General features: G+C 67.7%; 16 protein-coding genes. 12 read left to right on the top strand and 4 right to left on the bottom strand.

The window, feature by feature from the left end; translation table 11 throughout:
* Positions 1-4 precede the first annotated feature (4 nt).
* From FGL94_RS05975 to FGL94_RS05960, 4 genes are all read right to left on the bottom strand, one after another.
* Positions 5-1,312 carry a substrate-binding domain-containing protein gene (locus tag FGL94_RS05975; RefSeq protein WP_144922124.1) on the bottom strand — a complete coding sequence of 436 codons (1,308 nt, stop codon included), beginning with the start codon at positions 1,310-1,312 and terminating at the stop codon, positions 5-7.
* Positions 1,313-1,630: 318 nt separating this feature from the next.
* A complete protein-coding gene (locus tag FGL94_RS05970) occupies positions 1,631-3,316 on the bottom strand; it encodes an ATP-binding cassette domain-containing protein (protein ID WP_144922121.1) in 1,686 nt (561 codons plus the stop codon).
* A gap of 124 nt (positions 3,317-3,440) precedes the next feature.
* Positions 3,441-4,214, bottom strand: coding sequence for an SDR family NAD(P)-dependent oxidoreductase (locus FGL94_RS05965; RefSeq protein ID WP_144922118.1), 774 nt, complete (start codon positions 4,212-4,214; stop codon positions 3,441-3,443).
* Positions 4,215-4,216: 2 nt separating this feature from the next.
* Positions 4,217-5,665: an FAD-dependent oxidoreductase gene (locus FGL94_RS05960; RefSeq protein WP_144922115.1), complete on the bottom strand. Its 1,449-nt coding sequence runs from the start codon at positions 5,663-5,665 to the stop codon at positions 4,217-4,219.
* Between the two features lie 176 nt (positions 5,666-5,841).
* Here FGL94_RS05960 and FGL94_RS05955 point away from each other — a divergent pair, with 176 nt between their 5' ends.
* The 12 genes from FGL94_RS05955 (at position 5,842) to FGL94_RS05900 (ending at position 16,900) form a co-directional block, all read left to right on the top strand.
* A complete protein-coding gene (locus FGL94_RS05955; protein ID WP_144922112.1) occupies positions 5,842-6,219 on the top strand; it encodes a nuclear transport factor 2 family protein in 378 nt (125 codons plus the stop codon).
* Complete coding sequence (locus FGL94_RS05950; RefSeq protein WP_144922109.1) at positions 6,216-7,223, top strand: LLM class flavin-dependent oxidoreductase; 1,008 nt, start codon at positions 6,216-6,218, stop codon at positions 7,221-7,223. Before FGL94_RS05955 ends, FGL94_RS05950 begins: the two co-directional genes overlap by 4 nt.
* Positions 7,224-7,338: 115 nt before the next feature.
* A complete protein-coding gene (locus tag FGL94_RS05945; RefSeq protein WP_144922105.1) occupies positions 7,339-8,004 on the top strand; it encodes an isochorismatase family protein in 666 nt (221 codons plus the stop codon).
* Positions 8,001-9,410: a dihydroorotase gene (locus FGL94_RS05940; protein ID WP_144922103.1), complete on the top strand. Its 1,410-nt coding sequence runs from the start codon at positions 8,001-8,003 to the stop codon at positions 9,408-9,410. The genes FGL94_RS05945 and FGL94_RS05940 overlap by 4 nt, the downstream gene beginning before the upstream one ends.
* A gap of 151 nt (positions 9,411-9,561) precedes the next feature.
* Positions 9,562-10,803: a CaiB/BaiF CoA transferase family protein gene (locus FGL94_RS05935; RefSeq protein WP_144922100.1), complete on the top strand. Its 1,242-nt coding sequence runs from the start codon at positions 9,562-9,564 to the stop codon at positions 10,801-10,803.
* Complete coding sequence (locus tag FGL94_RS05930; RefSeq protein WP_144922098.1) at positions 10,800-11,744, top strand: hydroxymethylglutaryl-CoA lyase; 945 nt, start codon at positions 10,800-10,802, stop codon at positions 11,742-11,744. Before FGL94_RS05935 ends, FGL94_RS05930 begins: the two co-directional genes overlap by 4 nt.
* The gene (locus FGL94_RS05925; RefSeq protein WP_144922095.1) at positions 11,741-13,054 is read left to right on the top strand and encodes a 3-isopropylmalate dehydratase large subunit; all 1,314 of its coding nucleotides are present in this window, start codon (positions 11,741-11,743) and stop codon (positions 13,052-13,054) included. Before FGL94_RS05930 ends, FGL94_RS05925 begins: the two co-directional genes overlap by 4 nt.
* On the top strand, positions 13,051-13,578 hold the full coding sequence (locus FGL94_RS05920) for a 3-isopropylmalate dehydratase small subunit (RefSeq protein WP_144922093.1): 528 nt from the start codon (positions 13,051-13,053) through the stop codon (positions 13,576-13,578). Before FGL94_RS05925 ends, FGL94_RS05920 begins: the two co-directional genes overlap by 4 nt.
* Before the next feature lie 550 nt (positions 13,579-14,128).
* Positions 14,129-15,226 carry a copper-containing nitrite reductase gene (gene nirK, locus FGL94_RS05915; protein WP_144922090.1) on the top strand — a complete coding sequence of 366 codons (1,098 nt, stop codon included), beginning with the start codon at positions 14,129-14,131 and terminating at the stop codon, positions 15,224-15,226.
* A gap of 147 nt (positions 15,227-15,373) precedes the next feature.
* Positions 15,374-15,967 carry a DJ-1/PfpI family protein gene (locus FGL94_RS05910; protein ID WP_144922087.1) on the top strand — a complete coding sequence of 198 codons (594 nt, stop codon included), beginning with the start codon at positions 15,374-15,376 and terminating at the stop codon, positions 15,965-15,967.
* Between the two features lie 76 nt (positions 15,968-16,043).
* The gene (locus tag FGL94_RS05905; RefSeq protein WP_144922084.1) at positions 16,044-16,448 is read left to right on the top strand and encodes a DoxX family protein; all 405 of its coding nucleotides are present in this window, start codon (positions 16,044-16,046) and stop codon (positions 16,446-16,448) included.
* Positions 16,449-16,639: 191 nt separating this feature from the next.
* Positions 16,640-16,900 carry a hypothetical protein gene (locus FGL94_RS05900; protein WP_144922081.1) on the top strand — a complete coding sequence of 87 codons (261 nt, stop codon included), beginning with the start codon at positions 16,640-16,642 and terminating at the stop codon, positions 16,898-16,900.
* The last annotated feature ends 20 nt before the right edge of the window (positions 16,901-16,920 follow it).

Raw genomic sequence — 16,920 nt, 5'->3', positions numbered from 1 at the left:
TGGGTCAGAACTGCACGTCGGTCTCGGCGAACTCCTCGGGTGCGACGACGCGGTCCTCGAGATCCTGAATCTGGAACAGCGGCGCGAGCGCGTTCTCGTTCTCACCGTTGTCGGCGAAGGTGATCGGCGGCATCGCCGCGATGTGGTCTTCGACGGTGATCGCTCCGAGCGCGTCGTTGATGTCCTCGGGGTCGGCCGAGCCGGCCTCCTCGATCGCCGCGATGATGACCTCGGTGGCCGCGTACGTCATCGCGACGTTGGCATCGAATCCGGAATCGAACTCCGATTCGAAGCGCGAGCGGACCTCTCCGGCGCGGTCGGAGGTCGGGTCGAGCGCGAAGTTGGTCGCGAACCCGCCTTCGACGGTGTCGCCCATCTCCTCGAGCGCGCTGATGTCGTTCATCGCCGCGTTCGAACAGCCGGTCAGGTAGTCCGGGCGGTAGTCCTGGTTGTCCATCGCGTTCACGAGCTCGATCGTTCCCGACCGGTAGGTGGTCGCGATGACGGCGTCGGGGTCCGCGTCCCGGAGCGACGTGACCTGCGTGTCGGCGGTGTCGCCCGGCTCGTAGGCGGTCTCGGCGACGATCTCGATGTCGTTCGCCGGGAGCTCCTCCCGGAGCGCGTCGCGGATCGACTGACCGAAACTGATGTCGATGTAGAACAGCCCCGCGGTCTCGATCTCCTCGCCGGCGTTCCGGATGGTGTCAGCGAGGAGCCGCGCGTGGTCGATCGCCATCTGATCCGCCGGCGGCTGGGGTCGGTACGCGTAGTTGAGCTGCGTCTCCCGGAGGATCGAGTTGGCCACGGACACCGAGATGACGAACGGCACGCCCGCGTTCTCCGACGTCCGGGTCGCGGCGCTCGTCACCGGCGAGGAGTAACAGCCGGTCAGCACGCTCGCGCCGTCGTCGATGAGCTCCTGTGCGACCTCCCCGCCGAGCTCCTGTGCGCCCTCGTTGTCCCCGCTGATGACGCTGAGCTCCGCGCCGTCGAGCGACTCGATCCCGCCCGACTCGTTCTTCATCATCGCGGCCAGCCGGACGGCCTCGTCCATTCGCTCGCCGGTGTTGCTGAGCGCCCCGCTCAGCGGGTGGTTCGAACCGATGATCACCTCGTCGGGGGCATCGCCGCCGTCGCTCCCGTCGGATCCGTCAGAGCCGTCGCTCCCGTCGGACCCGTCAGAGCCGTCGCCGCCGTCACCGCCGTCACCGCCGTTACTACTACAGCCGGCCAAGGCGCCGGTGACGCCGGCCGCACCGCTGTACTTGACAAACGACCGTCTACTGACACTATCCGCGGGATTCTCTCCCATATACCTTCTGTGTGTGACGGGTACACATATAGTTTGTTACGGAAGATCGTGATCTCAGTTACGGACCGTGACAGGCGGTCGGGGCGGGCGGTGGAGCAGGCGGTCGGGGCGGGCGGTGGAGCAGGCGATCGGGGCGGGCGGTGGAGCAGGCGGTCGGGGCGGGCGGTGGAGCAGGCGGTCGGGGCGGGCGGTGGAGCAGGTGGTCGGGACGGACCGTGAAGCGGACGGTCGAGACGGATACTGAGCGGCGGTATCGACAGACAGTCGGAGAAGCGGGACGGGGCGAGCGCCGATCGACGTGGGACGTGGTTCGCCGGTTCAGTCGAGTCCGAGATACAGCTCGACGAGATCGTCCTCGTCGGTCAGGTCACCCGGGGTCCCCTCGAACTGGAGCTGTCCCTGTGCCAGGATGTAGACGTAATCGGCGATTCGAAGCGCCTCACGGACGTTCTGCTCGATGAGGACCACCTGTGCGCCGCTCTCGACGAGCCGCCGCGTCATCTCGAACACCTGATCGATGAGGGAGGGGGCCAGCCCGCTCGACGGCTCGTCGAGGAGGTACACCTCCGCGCCGGTCATCATCGCGCGGCCGTAGCTGAGCATCATCTGCTGGCCGCCCGACAGCGACCGGCCCCGCTCGTCGAGTTTGCCCTCGAGCTCCGGGAACGACGACAGGACCTCGTCGAACCGTTCCTCGCGGACCGCCCCGTCACTGACGGTGTAGCCGCCGAGGAGGAGGTTCTCGCGGACGGTGAGGTCGCCGAATATCCCGCCGTCCTGCGGGAGCATCGTGACGCCGCGGTGGACGTTCTCGGCCGGCCCGTTGTCGGTCACGTCGACGCCGCGGTGGGTGACCCGCCCCTCCCACGCCGGGACGACGCCGGCGAGCGTCTTCAAAAGCGTCGACTTCCCCGACCCGTTCGGCCCGAAGACGCAGGTCACGCCGTCCCGGCTCTCCATCGAGACCCCGTCGACGACTCGGTGGTTCCCGTAGCCGCTGACGAGGTCCTCGCCGACGAGCCACGGCTCCCCGTCGGACTCCGCGCCGATCCCGGAGAGCGCGGACGTGGAACTCGCCGCGGCCGAAGCGGCCTCGCTCGCGCCGCCCGCCGGAACCACGCCCGCGCCGCCGGTCGACGCGGGGTCCGCCCCGGCGTTGGCGGCCGTGGCGCCGGCATCGGTAGCCGCCCCAGCGTCGGGGGCTTCGACTTCCTCGGAGGCGGACGCGTTCGACCCCTCGCCGATGAGCGTCTCCAGCGACGCGTCGTGCTCGGCGGCGCCGCCGAGGTAGGCGTCGCGGACGCGCTCGTCAGTCGTCACCGACTCGAAGTCGCCCTCGACGAGGACCTGTCCCTGATTGAACACGGTGACGCGGTCGCACACGTCCGCGATGACGCGCATGTCGTGTTCGATGATCACGAAGGTCGTGCCGCGGTCGTTGAGCGTCTCCAAGTGGTCGAGCAGCCGGTTCCGGAGGGAGGGGTTGACCCCCGCAGTGGGTTCGTCGAGCATCACGCAGGCCGGTTCGAGCATCAGAATCCGGCCGAGTTCGAGCAGCTTCTCCTGCCCTCCCGAGATCCCGCCGGCCTCCTGGTCGGCGACGTGGTCGATCTCGAGCAGTTCGAGCAGCTCGTCGGCGCGGGCGCGCTTCTCCTCGGAGATCCGCATCCCGGAGCGGATCCCCCCGGTGAACACCGCCAGCATGTTCTCTCTGACCGTGAGGTCCTCGAAGGGCGACGGGATCTGGAAGGTCCGAGCGAGCCCGCGCCGGGCGATCTCGTCCGGCTTCCACCCGGTCACGTCCTCCCCGTCGAACCGGACGGTGCCGCCGTCGGGGCGGTAGAAGCCGGTGACGGTGTTGAAAAACGTCGACTTTCCGGAGCCGTTCGGTCCCATGATGCCGTGGATCGTGTCCTCCTCGACGGTCACGGAGAGCTTGTCGTTTGCGACGAGGGAGCCGAACCGTTTCGTCAACTCCTCGGTCTCCAGAATCGGGCGAGTCATACCCGAACGTGACCGCACGTGCGAATAAACGTTTTCCTGCCTGTCAGTGACACACGTGTGTGTTTTTGTCAAAACTGGTTCGTAGTCGCCGCCACCGGCCGATCACCGCCGTCCGGCGACCGATTCACTCCACCGTGGCCCGGCCGCCGTCGACGAGGACCGTTTCTCCCGTGACGAACGAGGCGTCGTCGCTCGCGAGGAAGGTGACGACGCTCGCAACCTCCGACGGCTCCCCGAGCCGTCCGAGGGCCGCGAGCTCCCGGAACCGCTCGCGCGCCGCCCCGTCCTCGGCGTACGGCTCGGTCATCGGCGTCTCGATGAATCCCGGCGCGACGGCGTTCGCCCGTACCCCGTCCTCGCCCAGCTCGGCGGCGAGAGCGCGCGTCAACCCCTCTAGTCCGGCTTTCGTCGACACGTAGCCGGCGCGCTCGGCCGCGCCGATCTGCCCGTAAATCGACGAGACGTTGACGACCGCGCCGCCGGTCTCTCGGAGATGCGGCGCGGCCTCGCGGGCGATCCGGAACGGCGCGGTGAGGTTGACCGCCACCGAGCGCTCCCACGGCTCGCCGTCGTGGGTCGCGAGGGGTTCACGCGCGACGATTCCGGCGACGTTGACGACCGCGTCGACGCGCCCGGTGTCCGCCGCGCGCTCGACCAGCGCTTCGACCGCCGCCGGGTCGGTCACGTCGGCGGCCACCGGTTCGAACGCCCCCGGGAGGTCCGCACAGGTCGCGGCGGTCTCCGACTGGTCGAGTCGGTCGCCGCCGACCACCGTCGCGCCGCGCTCGGCGAAGCGAACCGCGCAGGCGCGGCCGATCCCCCGGGCCGTTCCGGTGATCAGCGCGGTCTCGCCGGCGAACGACGGGTCCGGCGTCGGCCCCTCGTCGGTCGATCCCATCGTCACTCACCGAGCGACCGGGCGGCGTGCAGGCCGGCGAGCCGGCCGAACCCCATGGCGGTCGTGAGCCCGTTCCCGGAGAGGTAGCCGTCGGCCCCGTGGCCGCTGATGCCCGTCGCGGTGCCGCCCCCGGCGTAGAGGTCGTCGACGGTCGACCCGTCCTCGCGAAGCACCCGCGCGTGCTCGTCGACGACGAGCCCGCCCTGCGTGTGGAACAGCGATCCCGTCACCTCGGTCCCGTAGAACGGCGGGGAGAGGACGTTTCGGCCGTCGACTCGTCCGACCTCGTCCGGTTCGTCCGCCTCGACGGCGGCGTTGTACGACTCGACCGCGTCTCGGGTCGCCTCCGGGTCGCAGCCGAGCTCCGCGGCGAGTTCCTCGACGGTGTCGGCGCCGGTGTACGAGCCGAGGTCGATCGCGCGGTCGAAGTCGTCGAATTCGCCTCGTAAACGCTCGAAGATACGCTCGTCGAACACCTCGTAGGCGACGCCGTCCGGCTGCCGGACCACGTCGACCGCGAACTCGGAGTACCCCTTCGACTCGTTCCCGAAGCGCTCTCCGTCGGCGTTGACGAGGATCCCGCCGTTCATCACGACGGCGTACGTCGACAGCGCGCCGGTCCCGCTGACGACGGTCGCGTGGCCCTGAAACGCGTCCATCGACGCGAGCGCGCCGCCGAGCTCCGCGCCCCAGCGGATCCCGTCACCGGTGTTGCCGTCCGAGCCGTAGTAGAGCGCGTCGGCGATGTCGGCCTCGCAGTAGGCGCGGACCATCTCCCGGTTCCCCGCGAAGCCGTCGGTCGCGAGGACCACCTTCTCCGCGCGGATCGCCTCCTCTCGGACCGACCCGGCGACGACGCCCTCGACGGCCCCGTCCTTCGCGACCAGCTTCGTCACCGGCGTGTTCGTCAGCAGCTCCGCGTTCTCCCGCGTCTCGATCCGATCGCGCATCTCTGCGACGAGGTGCTCCCCGTTCCGTCCCGGTGGCGCGTGCATCCGGTACTCGGAGTGTTTGGGGTATTTGAAATCGTCCACGAGGTGCAGGGAGAGGTCCCAGTCGTCGACGAGCCAGTGAACCAGATCGACGCTGTTCTCACAGAGGTGCCGGACCAGTTCCTCGTCCGCTTCGTGGCCGTTCTTCTCCAAGATGTCTCGCGCCATGTCCGCGGGCTCCTCCTCGATCCCCGCCTCGCGCTGGAAGCGGGTGCCGGCCGCAGGGATCATCCCCGTCGACAGCGCCGCGTTGCCGCCGACCTCGCCGCTCTTCTCCAGTAAAGTGACGGTCAGGTCCTCGTTCTCGCAGGCCGCGAGCGTCGCCGTGAGCCCGCACCCGCCGGCCCCCGCGATCAGCACGTCGGTCTCCACGTCGAACTCGACCTCGTCCGCGGAGACGACCTCCGCGCTCGCGTCGTCTAGCGTCCGCCGCTGCGGCTCCGTATCGAGCGAACTCATACCACGGTGGAAGGAACCACATCGCGTAAAGCTACCGGTCGGCGAGGTGTCGCCGTTCGTGTGCCAATATCGATCTCCCCGAGTCCGCGCCGCTGGCGACTCCTGTGTGCGACCGCCGATCGGCATCCTGGTCGTCGGCAGCCCGATTTATATCTCTTCGGGTGCGTACAGGTATCATGGCTCGAACGCCACGCGAGACGGTAGAGGAGTTCTTCGAGCGGATGGGTGACCCGGACGAACGGGAGGCCGTCGGCGAGCTGTTCGCCGACGACGCCGTCGTCACGGTCCCGGGTGCGCGGTTCGAGGGCCCCGACGCGGCGGCGTCGTTCCTCGCGTTTCTCGAACCCCGCTACGAGCGCGCGGGCAAGGCGTTCGGCCGGTGGACCGTCGACGGCGACCGGGTCGTCAGTCAGGGGACCCTCCACGGCGTCGACAACGACGGCGAGCGCTTCGAGGGCGTGCGGTACGTCGACGTCTACGAGGTCCGCGAGGGCGCGATCCGCCGGCTGGACGTGTACAACGACCTCGCGGTCGAGGGGGTCGTCGAACCGTGAGCGACGAGTGCAACGAAGAGACCGCCGACCGCGTCGGCGTCCTCTTCGCGCTGCGCGACGAGCCGGCTCTCGTCGTCCGCGCGGAGCAGTTGGGGTACGAGAGCGCCTGGGCCGCGGAGGGACAGGGGAAGTCGGCGTTCGGCAAGCTCGAGCGCTGGGCGGTTCACACCGATCGGATCGGGCTCGCGACCGGCATCGTCAACGTGTTCTCGCGGACGCCGGCCGCGATCGCGCAGGCGGCCGCGACGCTCGACTCGCACTCGGGCGGTCGCGCGATCCTCGGACTCGGCGTCGCCCACCCGGGCGTCGTCGAGGGGTTCCACGGCGCCGAGTTCGAGCGCCCCCTGCCGCGGATGGCCGAGTACATCCGACTGGTTCGGCGGTACCTCCGGGGCGACCCGGAGGGGTTCGACGGGGAGTTCTTCTCGCCGTCGCGGACCGCGTTCTGGGAGGCGTTCGAGCCCGAGCGCGCGTCGATCCCGATCTACAACGGCGCGCTGGGGCCCGGCAACGTCCGGCTGACCGGGCAGTTCGCGGACGGGTGGGTGCCGAACCTCTACCCCGACTCGCGGTTCGAGGAGGCGCGGGGGTGGCTCGCCGACGGCGCGGCCCGCGGCGACAGGGACCCGGCGTCGATCGACGTGGCTATGTACGTGTTGACCGCAGTCGACGAGGACTCGGAGCGCGCGCGTCGTGTCGCGGCCGAACACGTGGCCTACTACCTGCGCGACATCCCGGGGTACTACGACCGCGCCGCGGTGGAGGCGGGGTTCGAGGACGTGGTCGAGGCGGTCCGTGCGGCACCCTCGACCGCCGCCGGCGCGGAGCGAGTCGACGACGGGCTCCTCGACCGCCTCGCGGTCGTCGGGACTCCCGAGGAGGCACGGGCCCAGTTGGATCACCTCCGGAGGATCGGCGTCGACCTCCCGATCGTTCGCGCCCCCGCCGGGAGCGACAGGGAGTGGGTGGAGCGGACGCTGGAGGCGTTCGCGCCGTCGCGGTGAGTCGCGTCGTATCGCGGTGGAGCCGGCCGCACCGTCGCGGTGTGGCGGGGCGTCCGGACAGTTCGATCCGACCCACAGAATTATGCGACTGCTCGTCGTACTGGGACTCGTTAACATGACAAAGCGTATCTGGGAGGACCTGCTCACCGAGCGCGACGAGCGGGTCATCTCGGCGGCCGGTTACGACAAGGAGGGGGCGTCCTCGTGGGAGTCCCGCGGGATGGGGACGAACCCGATGGTCCTGGTCATCGACATGCAGCGGCTCGTCGTCGGCGAGGACGAGCCCATTCTCGACGCGGTCGAGGAGTACCGCACCGCGATGGGCGAGATCGCGTGGGACGCGATCGACCACATCGGGCCCTTCCTCGATTTCGCTCGGGACCACGAGGTCCCCGTCACGTACACGCGGGTCGTCCCGTCGAGCTACGACGACCCGGACCACGGGGACCTCGACATCGTCGACGCCGTCGCGCCCGAGGACGGCGAGACGGTGATCGACAAGTCGTACGCCTCGGCCTTCTACGGGACCGACCTGCTCTCGCGGCTGGTCCGCGGCGGCCACGACTCCGTGATCATCGTCGGCAACTCCACGAGCGGGTGCGTCCGCGCGACCGCGATCGACGCCCAGCAGAACGGCTTCAACGTCGTGTTGCCACAGGAGTGCGTGTTCGACCGCATCGAGGCGAGCCACAAGGTCGCCCTGATGGACCTGTGGATGAAGTACGCCGAGGTGCTCGAGCGCGACGAGGTGGAGTCGTGGGTGGAGGGGACCGGCGAATGACGGGAGACGGCGACCACACCCACGACCTCGTCATTGCGAACGGCACCGTCGTCACCCCCGAACTCGGTGCCTTCGAGGCCGACGTGGCCGCCGACGGCGACGAGATCGCCGCGATCGCGAGCCCGGGGACCCTCTCCGGCGACCGTGTGATCGACGCCGAGGGGAAACACGTCCTCCCCGGCGCGATCGACCCGCACACCCACCACGGGATCTACCGCGGGCTGGAGGCCGACGCCGAGACGGAGTCGCGCTCCGACCTCGTCGGCGGCGTCACGACCATCGGGAACTACTTCCGGAGAGGCGGTTCCTACGAGGAGATCATGGACGGCTACTTCGCCGAGGCGGAGCCGAACTACTACCACGACTACTTCTTCTCGCTGGGGCTGCTCTCGTTCGAGCACATCGAGGAGATCCCGTACATCGTCGAGGAGCTGGGAATTACGTCGTTCAAGTGGTACAAGAACTACAAGGACGTCGCGCCCGAGAAGTTCGGCACCAACTCGGAGATGCACGACGACTGGGCGGACGCGTTCATTCAGGCGCTCGCCGCGCAGGACGCGCCCACGACGCTCGGTCACCACTCCGAGAACATGGAGATCACGAGCGCGCTCGGCGACAACCCGTACCTCGACTCCGCGGTCGACGAGGACCAGGAGTACCGCGATTACGACGTGTTGGTCGACCAGTTCCCCGACTACGCGGAGACGCAGAGCATGACCGCGAGCGGATCGCTGGCCCGACAACACGACTACGACGACGGCTTCTACGCGGTCCACATCTCGGCCGGGCGTACCGCCGACGAGCTGGCGATGCTCCACGACGCCGGGTGGGAGATCACCGGGGAGACGTGCACCCACTACCTGACGCTGACCGCGGAGGAGTGCGACGAGCGCCACAACGTCAACCCGCCGGTGCGGTCGAAAGCGGACCAGGAGACGCTGTGGAAGCGGGTCGCCGACGGCACCATCTCCTGTATCGGCACGGACCACTGCGCGAACCTGCGCGACGACAAGGTCGGCGAGGACGTGCCCGATAGCCTCCCCGGCTTCCCCTCGTCCGCGACGATGCTCCCGCTGATCCTTTCGGAGGGAGTTCACGAGGGACGCATCTCGCTCGAACGCGCGGTCGAGGTGACCTCGACGAACACCGCGAAAGCGTTCGATATATACCCGAAGAAGGGTTCCATTCAGGTCGGAACCGACGCGGACCTAGCGGTCGTCGACCTCGACGAGACGAAGGCGGTGACCCCGGAACTGCTCCGCGGCGGCGCGGACTACTCTCCCTACGAGGGGCGCGAGGTGACCGGCTGGCCGACGCACACGATTGTCCGTGGCCAGGTCGCCTACGAGGACGGCGAGATCGTCGGCGAACCCGGGCACGGGACCCACATCGATCGCCCGATCTGACCGCGGCGACCGCACGAACCACGCGGCGAACACGGCGATACGAAGACGACCACGACGGAGACCCGAACATGACAGGACACAGCACCCGAACGACGACGGAACGAACGGCACGCACCGCCCACGGCGGTGTCGAGACACCGGGGCGACCCGTATGAGCCGCGACGCGACCACCGACGACAAATCGGCCGACGCCGACTCCCCCGCCGGCCCGCTCGACGGCGTGACCGTGATCGAGGCCGGATCGATGATCTCTATCGGGACGGTCGGCCGCCTGCTCGCGGACTTCGGCGCGGACGTGATCAAGGTCGAACACCCGGAGACCGGCGATCACCTGCGCCACTTCGGCCCGCAGAAGGACGGGGTCGGGCTCTGGTGGAAGTACCTCGGTCGCAACAAGCAGTCGGTGACCCTCGACATCTCCACCGAAGAGGGGAAAGTCGTCTTCGAGGACCTGGTCGCCGAGGCCGACGCGCTCATCGAGAACTTCCGTCCCGGCACCTTAGAGCGCTGGGGCCTCGGCTACGACCACCTCTCCGATCTCAACCCCGGGCTCGTGATGCTCCGGCTGAGCGGGTTCGGACAGACGGGGCCGTACAGCGACCGCCCCGGGTTCGGGACGCTCGCCGAGGCGATGTCGGGATTCGCGTACCTCAACGGCTACCCCGACCGCGAGCCGCTGTTGCCGCCGACCGGGCTGGCGGACGGGATCGCGGCGATGTTCTCCACGATGGCGGTCGCGTTCGCGCTGTACAGCCGCGACGCGAACGGCGGGACCGGCCAGTACATCGACACGAGCCTCATCGAGCCGATCTTCTCGCTCATCGGGCCACAGCCGCTCCGCTACCAGCAGCTCGACGAGATCGAGGAGCGGTCGGGGAACCGCTCGACGTCGTCCGCGCCGCGCAACGTCTACGAGACGGGGGACGGGCGGGCGGTCGCCATCTCGGCGAGCGCGCAGCCGATCGCGATGCGGGTGTTCGACGCGATCGAGCGGCCGGATTTGAAAGACGACCCCCGCTTCGCGGACAACGAGAAGCGGCTGGAGAACGTCGAGGCGCTCGACGCGATCATTCAAGACTGGATGGACGACCACACCCGCGAGGAGGTCATCGACCGCTTCGAGGAGCACGAGGCGACGATCGCGCCGATCTACAACGTCGCGGACATCCTCGACGACGAGCATTACAAGGCCCGAGACGCGGTCGTAGAGGTCCCGGACGACCAGCTCGGCGCCGGCGCGGTCCAGAACACCGTGCCGCGCTTCTCGGAGACGCCGGGGGAAATCTCGCATCTCGGGCCGCGGCTCGGCGCGCACAACGAGGCGGTGTACGGCGATCGCCTGTCGTACGATGACGAGACGCTTGCCAAGCTCGACTCGGAGGGCGTGATATGACCGAGTACCCCTCGGACGTGACCCTCGTCGAGATGCTCCCGCGCGACGGGTTCCAGCGCCTCGACGGGTTCGTCCCGACCGACGAGAAGGTCGAGATCATCGACGCCCTCTCCGGGACCGGGGTCGACGAGATCGAGATCACCTCCTTCACCCACCCGAAGGCGGTCCCGACGTTGCGGGACGCCGACGAGGTCGCGCAGCGCATCGAGCGGCACGACGACGTGACGTACCGCGCGCTGGTGCCGAACGCGGTCGGGATGGAGCGCGCGATCGACGCCGGCGTCGACAAGGTGAACGCCCTGGTGACCGTGAGCGAGACGTACAGCGAGCACAACCAGAACATGACGGTCGAGGAGATCCTCGACGGGGTCGAGGAGATCGTCGAGATGGCCGACGGAACGGGCATCGAGGTCGAGGCCGGGATGGGGACGAGCTTCTACTGCCCGTACGAGGGGAAGATCCCCACGGATGACACGCTGTCGGTCGTCGACCGCGTCGTCGACGCCGGCGTCGACGAGGTGACGCTGGCGACGACGATGGGGCTCGCCGACCCGGTCGAGATCGAGGAGATGTACACGGCGGTGTTCGACCGGCACCCCGACCTGGACGCGGGGCTACATCTCCACGACACGAACGGGATGAGCCTCGCGAACACCCTCGTCGCGATGCAGTGCGGCGTCGGCCGGTTCGACGCGTCCCACTGCGGGCTCGGCGGGGGCGTCGTCCTGCCGGACGGGCTCTCCGGCGTCGGCAACACGCCGACCGAGGACCTCGTCCAGATGCTGAGTAGAATGGACCTCGAAACGAACGCGGACTTCGAGCGCGTCGAGTCGGTCGCGCACGATGTCGCCGACCGACTCGACCTGGGGGCGACGAGCCACGTCCTGATGGGCGGGACCGTCGACCGCGTGTTAGCGACCGTCGCGGAGGACGACTCATGACCGGAAAAACCATATCGGAAAAGCTGCTGTCGGAGAAATCGGGAGACGACGTGCGGGCCGGCGACTACGTCGAAGCCGAGGTCGACGTGATGATGACCCACGACGTGACGGGACCGCTGACCTTCGAGGTCTTCGAGGACGTCACGGGCGACGACCCGGAGCTCGTCGACCCGGACAACACCGTCATCACGATCGACCACCACGCGCCGGCCGACGGCGTCGAGGCCGCGAACAACCACAACATCGTCCGGGAGTTCGCCGACGAGTACGGCGCCCAGCAGTACGACGTGGGCGACGGGATCTGTCACCAGCTGCTCGTCGAGGAGGGGTTCGTCTCCCCGGGCGACCTGGTTATCGGCGCGGACTCGCACTCGACCACCTTCGGGGGCGTCGGCGGCTTCGGCACCGGCGTCGGCTCCACCGACCTCGGGACGACGCTCGCGACCGGCGAGCTGTGGTTCCGGGTGCCGGAGACGCTCCGGTTCGAGGTCGAGGGCGACCTCCCCGACGGGGTGTACGCGAAGGACCTCATCCTGAAGTTCATCGGCGACGTGGGGTTCGACGGCTGCACGTACAAGACCGCCGAGTACGGCGGCTCGGCGGTCGAGGAGCTGCCGATCCACGAGCGGCTCGTCCTCTCGAACATGGCGATCGAGATGGGCGGGAAGGCCGGGATCGTCGCGCCCGACGAGCGGACCGTCGACTTCCTCGAGGCGCAGACCGGGGAGCGGCCCGAGATACCGGCGTACACGCGGCCGGACGACGGCGCGGAGTACGAGGCGGTCCACTCCTACCGGGCCGAGTCGCTCTCGCCGCAGGTGTCGACGCCGTCGAACCCGGAGAACGCGGTCCCCGTCGACGAGGTCGTCGGCACGGAGATCGACCAGCTGTTCGTCGGGACGTGTACCAACGGGCGGTACGAGGACATCCGGGTCGTCGCGGACATCATCGAGGGCGAGCGGCTCGCCCCCGACACGCGGATGGTCGTCGTCCCGGCCTCGCGGTCGGTGTACAAGCAGATGATGGACACCGGCGTGATGGAGACGTTCGTCGACGCGGGCGCGATCGTCCAGAGCGCCGGCTGCGGGTCCTGCTTCGGGACGCACCAGGGCGTGCTCGGCGACGGCGACGTCTGCCTCGCCACGGCGAACCGCAACTTCCCGGGCCGCGAGGGGTCGATGACGAGCGAGGTGTACCTCGCCAGCCCCGCCACGGTGGGCGCGTCGGCGCTGTACGGCGAGATCACGGACCCGCGGGAGGTCGAGCTGAACCGCTACGACGACTACGTCCTCGAGGGGGTGGGCGCGTGACCGACGCCGACGCGGGCCGCGACATCGACACGACCGAGCCCGGCCGGGCGTGGACGTTCGGCGACGACATCGACACCGACCAGATCATCCCGTCGCGGTTCCTCGTCTCCAGCGACCCGGCGGAGCTCGGCGAGCACGCGTTCAACGACCTCCGCCCGGAGTTCGCTCCGAACGTTTCGGACGGCGACTTCGTCGTGGGCGGGCACAACTTCGGGAGCGGCTCCTCCCGCGAGCACGCCCCCCTCTCGCTTTTGGGCGCGGGGATCGACGGGGTCGTCGCGCAGTCGTTCGCCCGGATCTTCTTCCGAAACGGGATCAACCTCGGGCTCCCCGTGTTGATCTGTCCGGACGCCGATCGGATCGAAGACGGCGACGCGATCAGTCTCCGACTCGCCGAGGGAGCCGTTATCAACCACACCGCGGACGAGCGGTACGACGCGGACCCGCTACCCGAGTTCCTGCAGACGCTCGTCGACCGCGGCGGGCTCGAACCGTACACGCGAGCGAAACTCGGTACCGAGTGAGCGAGCAGGGGCGACGTGACGCGATCCACGGCGCAGCCGATCTGATCTTCAAAAATTTACAAAATTCCAATAAAAACCGATATAGTAACTGGTATATGGTCATACACTCCTAAATAGATTATAATAAAATTAATTAATTAGAATTATTTTGTATTAAAAACTCACCTATCATATCACATATATTATTATATCTTTCTGAGAAAAAGACGGAAATATTATAAAAATCATCTTTGGCCCACTGATCTGTCTAATAGTCTTTTAGGCCTTATAAGGCAATAATACTGAAGTTAAGAACTTAATTATAGCACAAAATAGAACTAAATATTCTAATATATTAAAAATATAGTATATCTATAAATTTGGTACTTCTGTAGCGTTGACTCTACACCGACGGCCCACTGCGTCGGCGGCTATCCGATCTGTCGTGTCGAATATGTACTGTATTTAACATCCCCTATATGTGGGTAGATAGGCGATCTTGCCCCGGTATTGGGGAACAGTATATATTATATATGTCACCTGGAGGCCTCGGAAGAAGTAGGGACGAATCATGTCACAAGACCTCAGCAGGCGAAAGATGGTTGCGGCACTCGGGATCGGAGCGGTCGGCGCCGTTGCCGGCTGTATCGGCGCGCCGGTGAACGCGGAGACCCCGCCACCGGAGGGCGCGAACGAGGGCGTCGCCGCCGAACTGGACCCCGCACGCGACGTCGACGTCGACCGGATCGCCGCCGACCCGACCGACGTGCCGGCGCCGGTGGACTGGGACGAGCCGCGCGAGCACGACGTCACCCTTCGCACGAAGGAGCTCGTCGCGGAGATCGAGCCCGGAGTCACGTTCAAGTACATGACCTTCGAGGGCCAGGTCCCCGGACCGATGATCCGCGTCCGGCGCGGCGACACCGTGAACCTCCGGTTCGAGGTGCCGGCCGACGACAACAGCGACATCCACAACGTGGACTTCCACGCCGTGTACGGCCCCGGCGGCGGGGCCGTCGACACGACGCTCGTGCCCGGCGACGACGCGGCGGAACTGAGCTTCCGCGCCGAGTTCCCCGGCCTGTTCACCTACCACTGCGCGGTGCCGGCGATGGACCACCACGTCAGCTCGGGGATGTTCGGCGCGATACTCGTCGAGCCCGAGGCGGGGCTCCCGGCCGTGGACCGCGAGCTGTACCTCGGTCAACACGAGCTGTACACCAAGGGCGACCTCGGCGAGAAGGGCCACCACGCCTTCGATCACGGGGCGATGCTCGCCGAGGACCCGACGTACGTCGTTTTCAACGGCGAACACCACGGATTCACGGGGGACCGCCTCGGCGCGATCGGCGCCTCGGTCGGCGAGACCGTCCGCGCGTTCTTCGTGAACGGCGGGCCGAACCAGTCCAGCTCCTGGCACCCGATCGGGAACGTCTGGTCGCGGCTGTACCGCGACGGCGATCTCGTGTCGCCGCCCGGGCGGTACGTCGAGACGACGCCGGTCGCGCCCGGGACGGCGACGGTCGGCGAGATGGACCTCGTGGTGCCGGGACCGATCAAGGTCGTCGACCACGCGCTCTCGCGGGCCGGACGCCGCGGCGCGCTCGCCGTCGTCGACGTCGACGGCGAGCCGAACCCGGACGTGTACGACCCCGGTACCGACGAGTGAACCGGGACCAGTCCCGGTGACGGAAGACCGCGCGCGAATCCCCTCATCGTCGTCTTGCCAACGACCCCGCCGCTACCGCGCGGCACGGTACCAGGCGACAGTACAATTATGCGTTCGCGGAGCGTACGTTGCGGTGGTGTTGTGAATATGACAGGAAAACAAATACTGATGATCGTCGGCGATTTCGGCGAGGACTACGAGATCATGGTGCCGTTCCAAGCGTTACGGGCGGTCGGCCACGAGGTCCACGCGGTCTGCCCGGAGAAGGAGGACGGAGAGGCGATCAAAACCGCGATCCACGACTTCCGGGGCGACCAGACGTACCTGGAGACCCGCGGCCACGACTTCGAGCTCACCCACGGGTTCGACGAGGTCGACCCGGCCGACTACGACGCGCTGGTCGTCCCCGGCGGGCGCGCTCCCGAGTATCTCCGCGGCTACGACGAGGTGTTGGACGCGGTCCGGCACTTCTTCGAGGCCGACAAGCCGGTCGCGTCGATCTGTCACGGCCCGCAGATCCTCGCGGCGGCGGGCGTGCTCGACGGCTACGAGATGACGGCGTACCCCGCGGTCAGGCCCGAGGTCGAGGCCGCGGGCTGCTCGTGGGTCGACGGCGTCACCACCGACGGGAACCTCGTCACGGGACAGGCGTGGCCGGATCACCCCGAGTGGATCGCGCAGTTCCTCGACCTACTCGGCACGGAGATCGACCACGGCGCGCCCGAAGCGACCGCGGACTGACCGGTTCTCCGGCGGCGTTTGTCCGTCACAGCCGGTCGCACGGTTCTTTATGAGGGATGCTATCGTTGTCCGACCCATGAGCAACGACGAAGCCACGGAGGAGACGGAACGGAACCGGGGAGCCCCGTCGCGGATCGGCCGCGTCCTGCTCGGAATCGGCCTCGCGGCGCAGGCCTCCGAGGACTTCCGCGACATGGAGGACACGATCGAGTACGCGGAGTCGGCGGGGGTGCCCGCGCCCGAGCTCGCGGCCCCGTTCGCGTCCGGGATGATGGCCACCGCCGGGATCGGCATCGCGCTCTGGCGGCTCCCGCGGGTCGCGACCGGCGCCGCCGTCGCCTTCCTGACGGTCGTGACGGCGACGATGCACGACTTCTGGAACGCCGACGAGGAGGACAGAAGCGGCGAGCGGCTCGCGTTCTTCGGGAACCTCGCGATGCTCGGCGGGGCGATCGTGTTCCTGCGGGAGGCGTTTAACTGAGTGGGCACGTCCCGCTCCCGTCGATGATCGCCCCGTTGATACCCCGTCGTACTGCTATGTGTCAGCGGACGTGGTGAATACGGGAGTGGGTGTCACACGGGATTCTCTCCACGTTCGATCAGATCGAAGCAGTCGAGACGAATAGGTCACATATCGAGGATTTTAATAAACGGTTGGGAAAACGGGGGACCGTGCCTACACCGCCCTCCATCCCATCGACACACCCGATATCGGAATACATCGCCGACGGCGCTCGTATCGCCGCGATACTGCTCGTTTGGGGCGTTATCGCGGCGCTTTTCACCTACGGCGTGAGCGAGATCGGCGGTCCAGGGAGCCTCTTTAACACGCTCGGTCCGCAAATCGGAGCGCTCGTCGCACTGGCGGGGCTGCTCAACGCCGTCCTGTTCCTCCTGTATCGGTCGATCGACTACTGGAACCGATACACGTAACGCCCTCGCGTCGGTCAGTT

Source organism: Halorubrum salsamenti, from assembly GCF_007671685.1.
Classification (GTDB): domain Archaea; phylum Halobacteriota; class Halobacteria; order Halobacteriales; family Haloferacaceae; genus Halorubrum; species Halorubrum salsamenti.
Note: the sequence above shows the minus strand (reverse complement) of the source record. Positions and strands in the feature narration are given on the sequence as shown.

Coding starts and splice junctions, on each gene's coding strand:
- FGL94_RS05975 (WP_144922124.1), bottom strand. CDS start 1,312: ATGGGAGAGAATCCCGCGGATAGTGTCAGTAGACGGTCGTTTGTCAAG.
- FGL94_RS05970 (WP_144922121.1), bottom strand. CDS start 3,316: ATGACTCGCCCGATTCTGGAGACCGAGGAGTTGACGAAACGGTTCGGC.
- FGL94_RS05965 (WP_144922118.1), bottom strand. CDS start 4,214: ATGGGATCGACCGACGAGGGGCCGACGCCGGACCCGTCGTTCGCCGGC.
- FGL94_RS05960 (WP_144922115.1), bottom strand. CDS start 5,665: ATGAGTTCGCTCGATACGGAGCCGCAGCGGCGGACGCTAGACGACGCG.
- FGL94_RS05955 (WP_144922112.1), top strand. CDS start 5,842: ATGGCTCGAACGCCACGCGAGACGGTAGAGGAGTTCTTCGAGCGGATG.
- FGL94_RS05945 (WP_144922105.1), top strand. CDS start 7,339: ATGACAAAGCGTATCTGGGAGGACCTGCTCACCGAGCGCGACGAGCGG.
- FGL94_RS05940 (WP_144922103.1), top strand. CDS start 8,001: ATGACGGGAGACGGCGACCACACCCACGACCTCGTCATTGCGAACGGC.
- FGL94_RS05935 (WP_144922100.1), top strand. CDS start 9,562: ATGAGCCGCGACGCGACCACCGACGACAAATCGGCCGACGCCGACTCC.
- FGL94_RS05930 (WP_144922098.1), top strand. CDS start 10,800: ATGACCGAGTACCCCTCGGACGTGACCCTCGTCGAGATGCTCCCGCGC.
- FGL94_RS05925 (WP_144922095.1), top strand. CDS start 11,741: ATGACCGGAAAAACCATATCGGAAAAGCTGCTGTCGGAGAAATCGGGA.
- nirK (WP_144922090.1), top strand. CDS start 14,129: ATGTCACAAGACCTCAGCAGGCGAAAGATGGTTGCGGCACTCGGGATC.
- FGL94_RS05910 (WP_144922087.1), top strand. CDS start 15,374: ATGACAGGAAAACAAATACTGATGATCGTCGGCGATTTCGGCGAGGAC.
- FGL94_RS05905 (WP_144922084.1), top strand. CDS start 16,044: ATGAGCAACGACGAAGCCACGGAGGAGACGGAACGGAACCGGGGAGCC.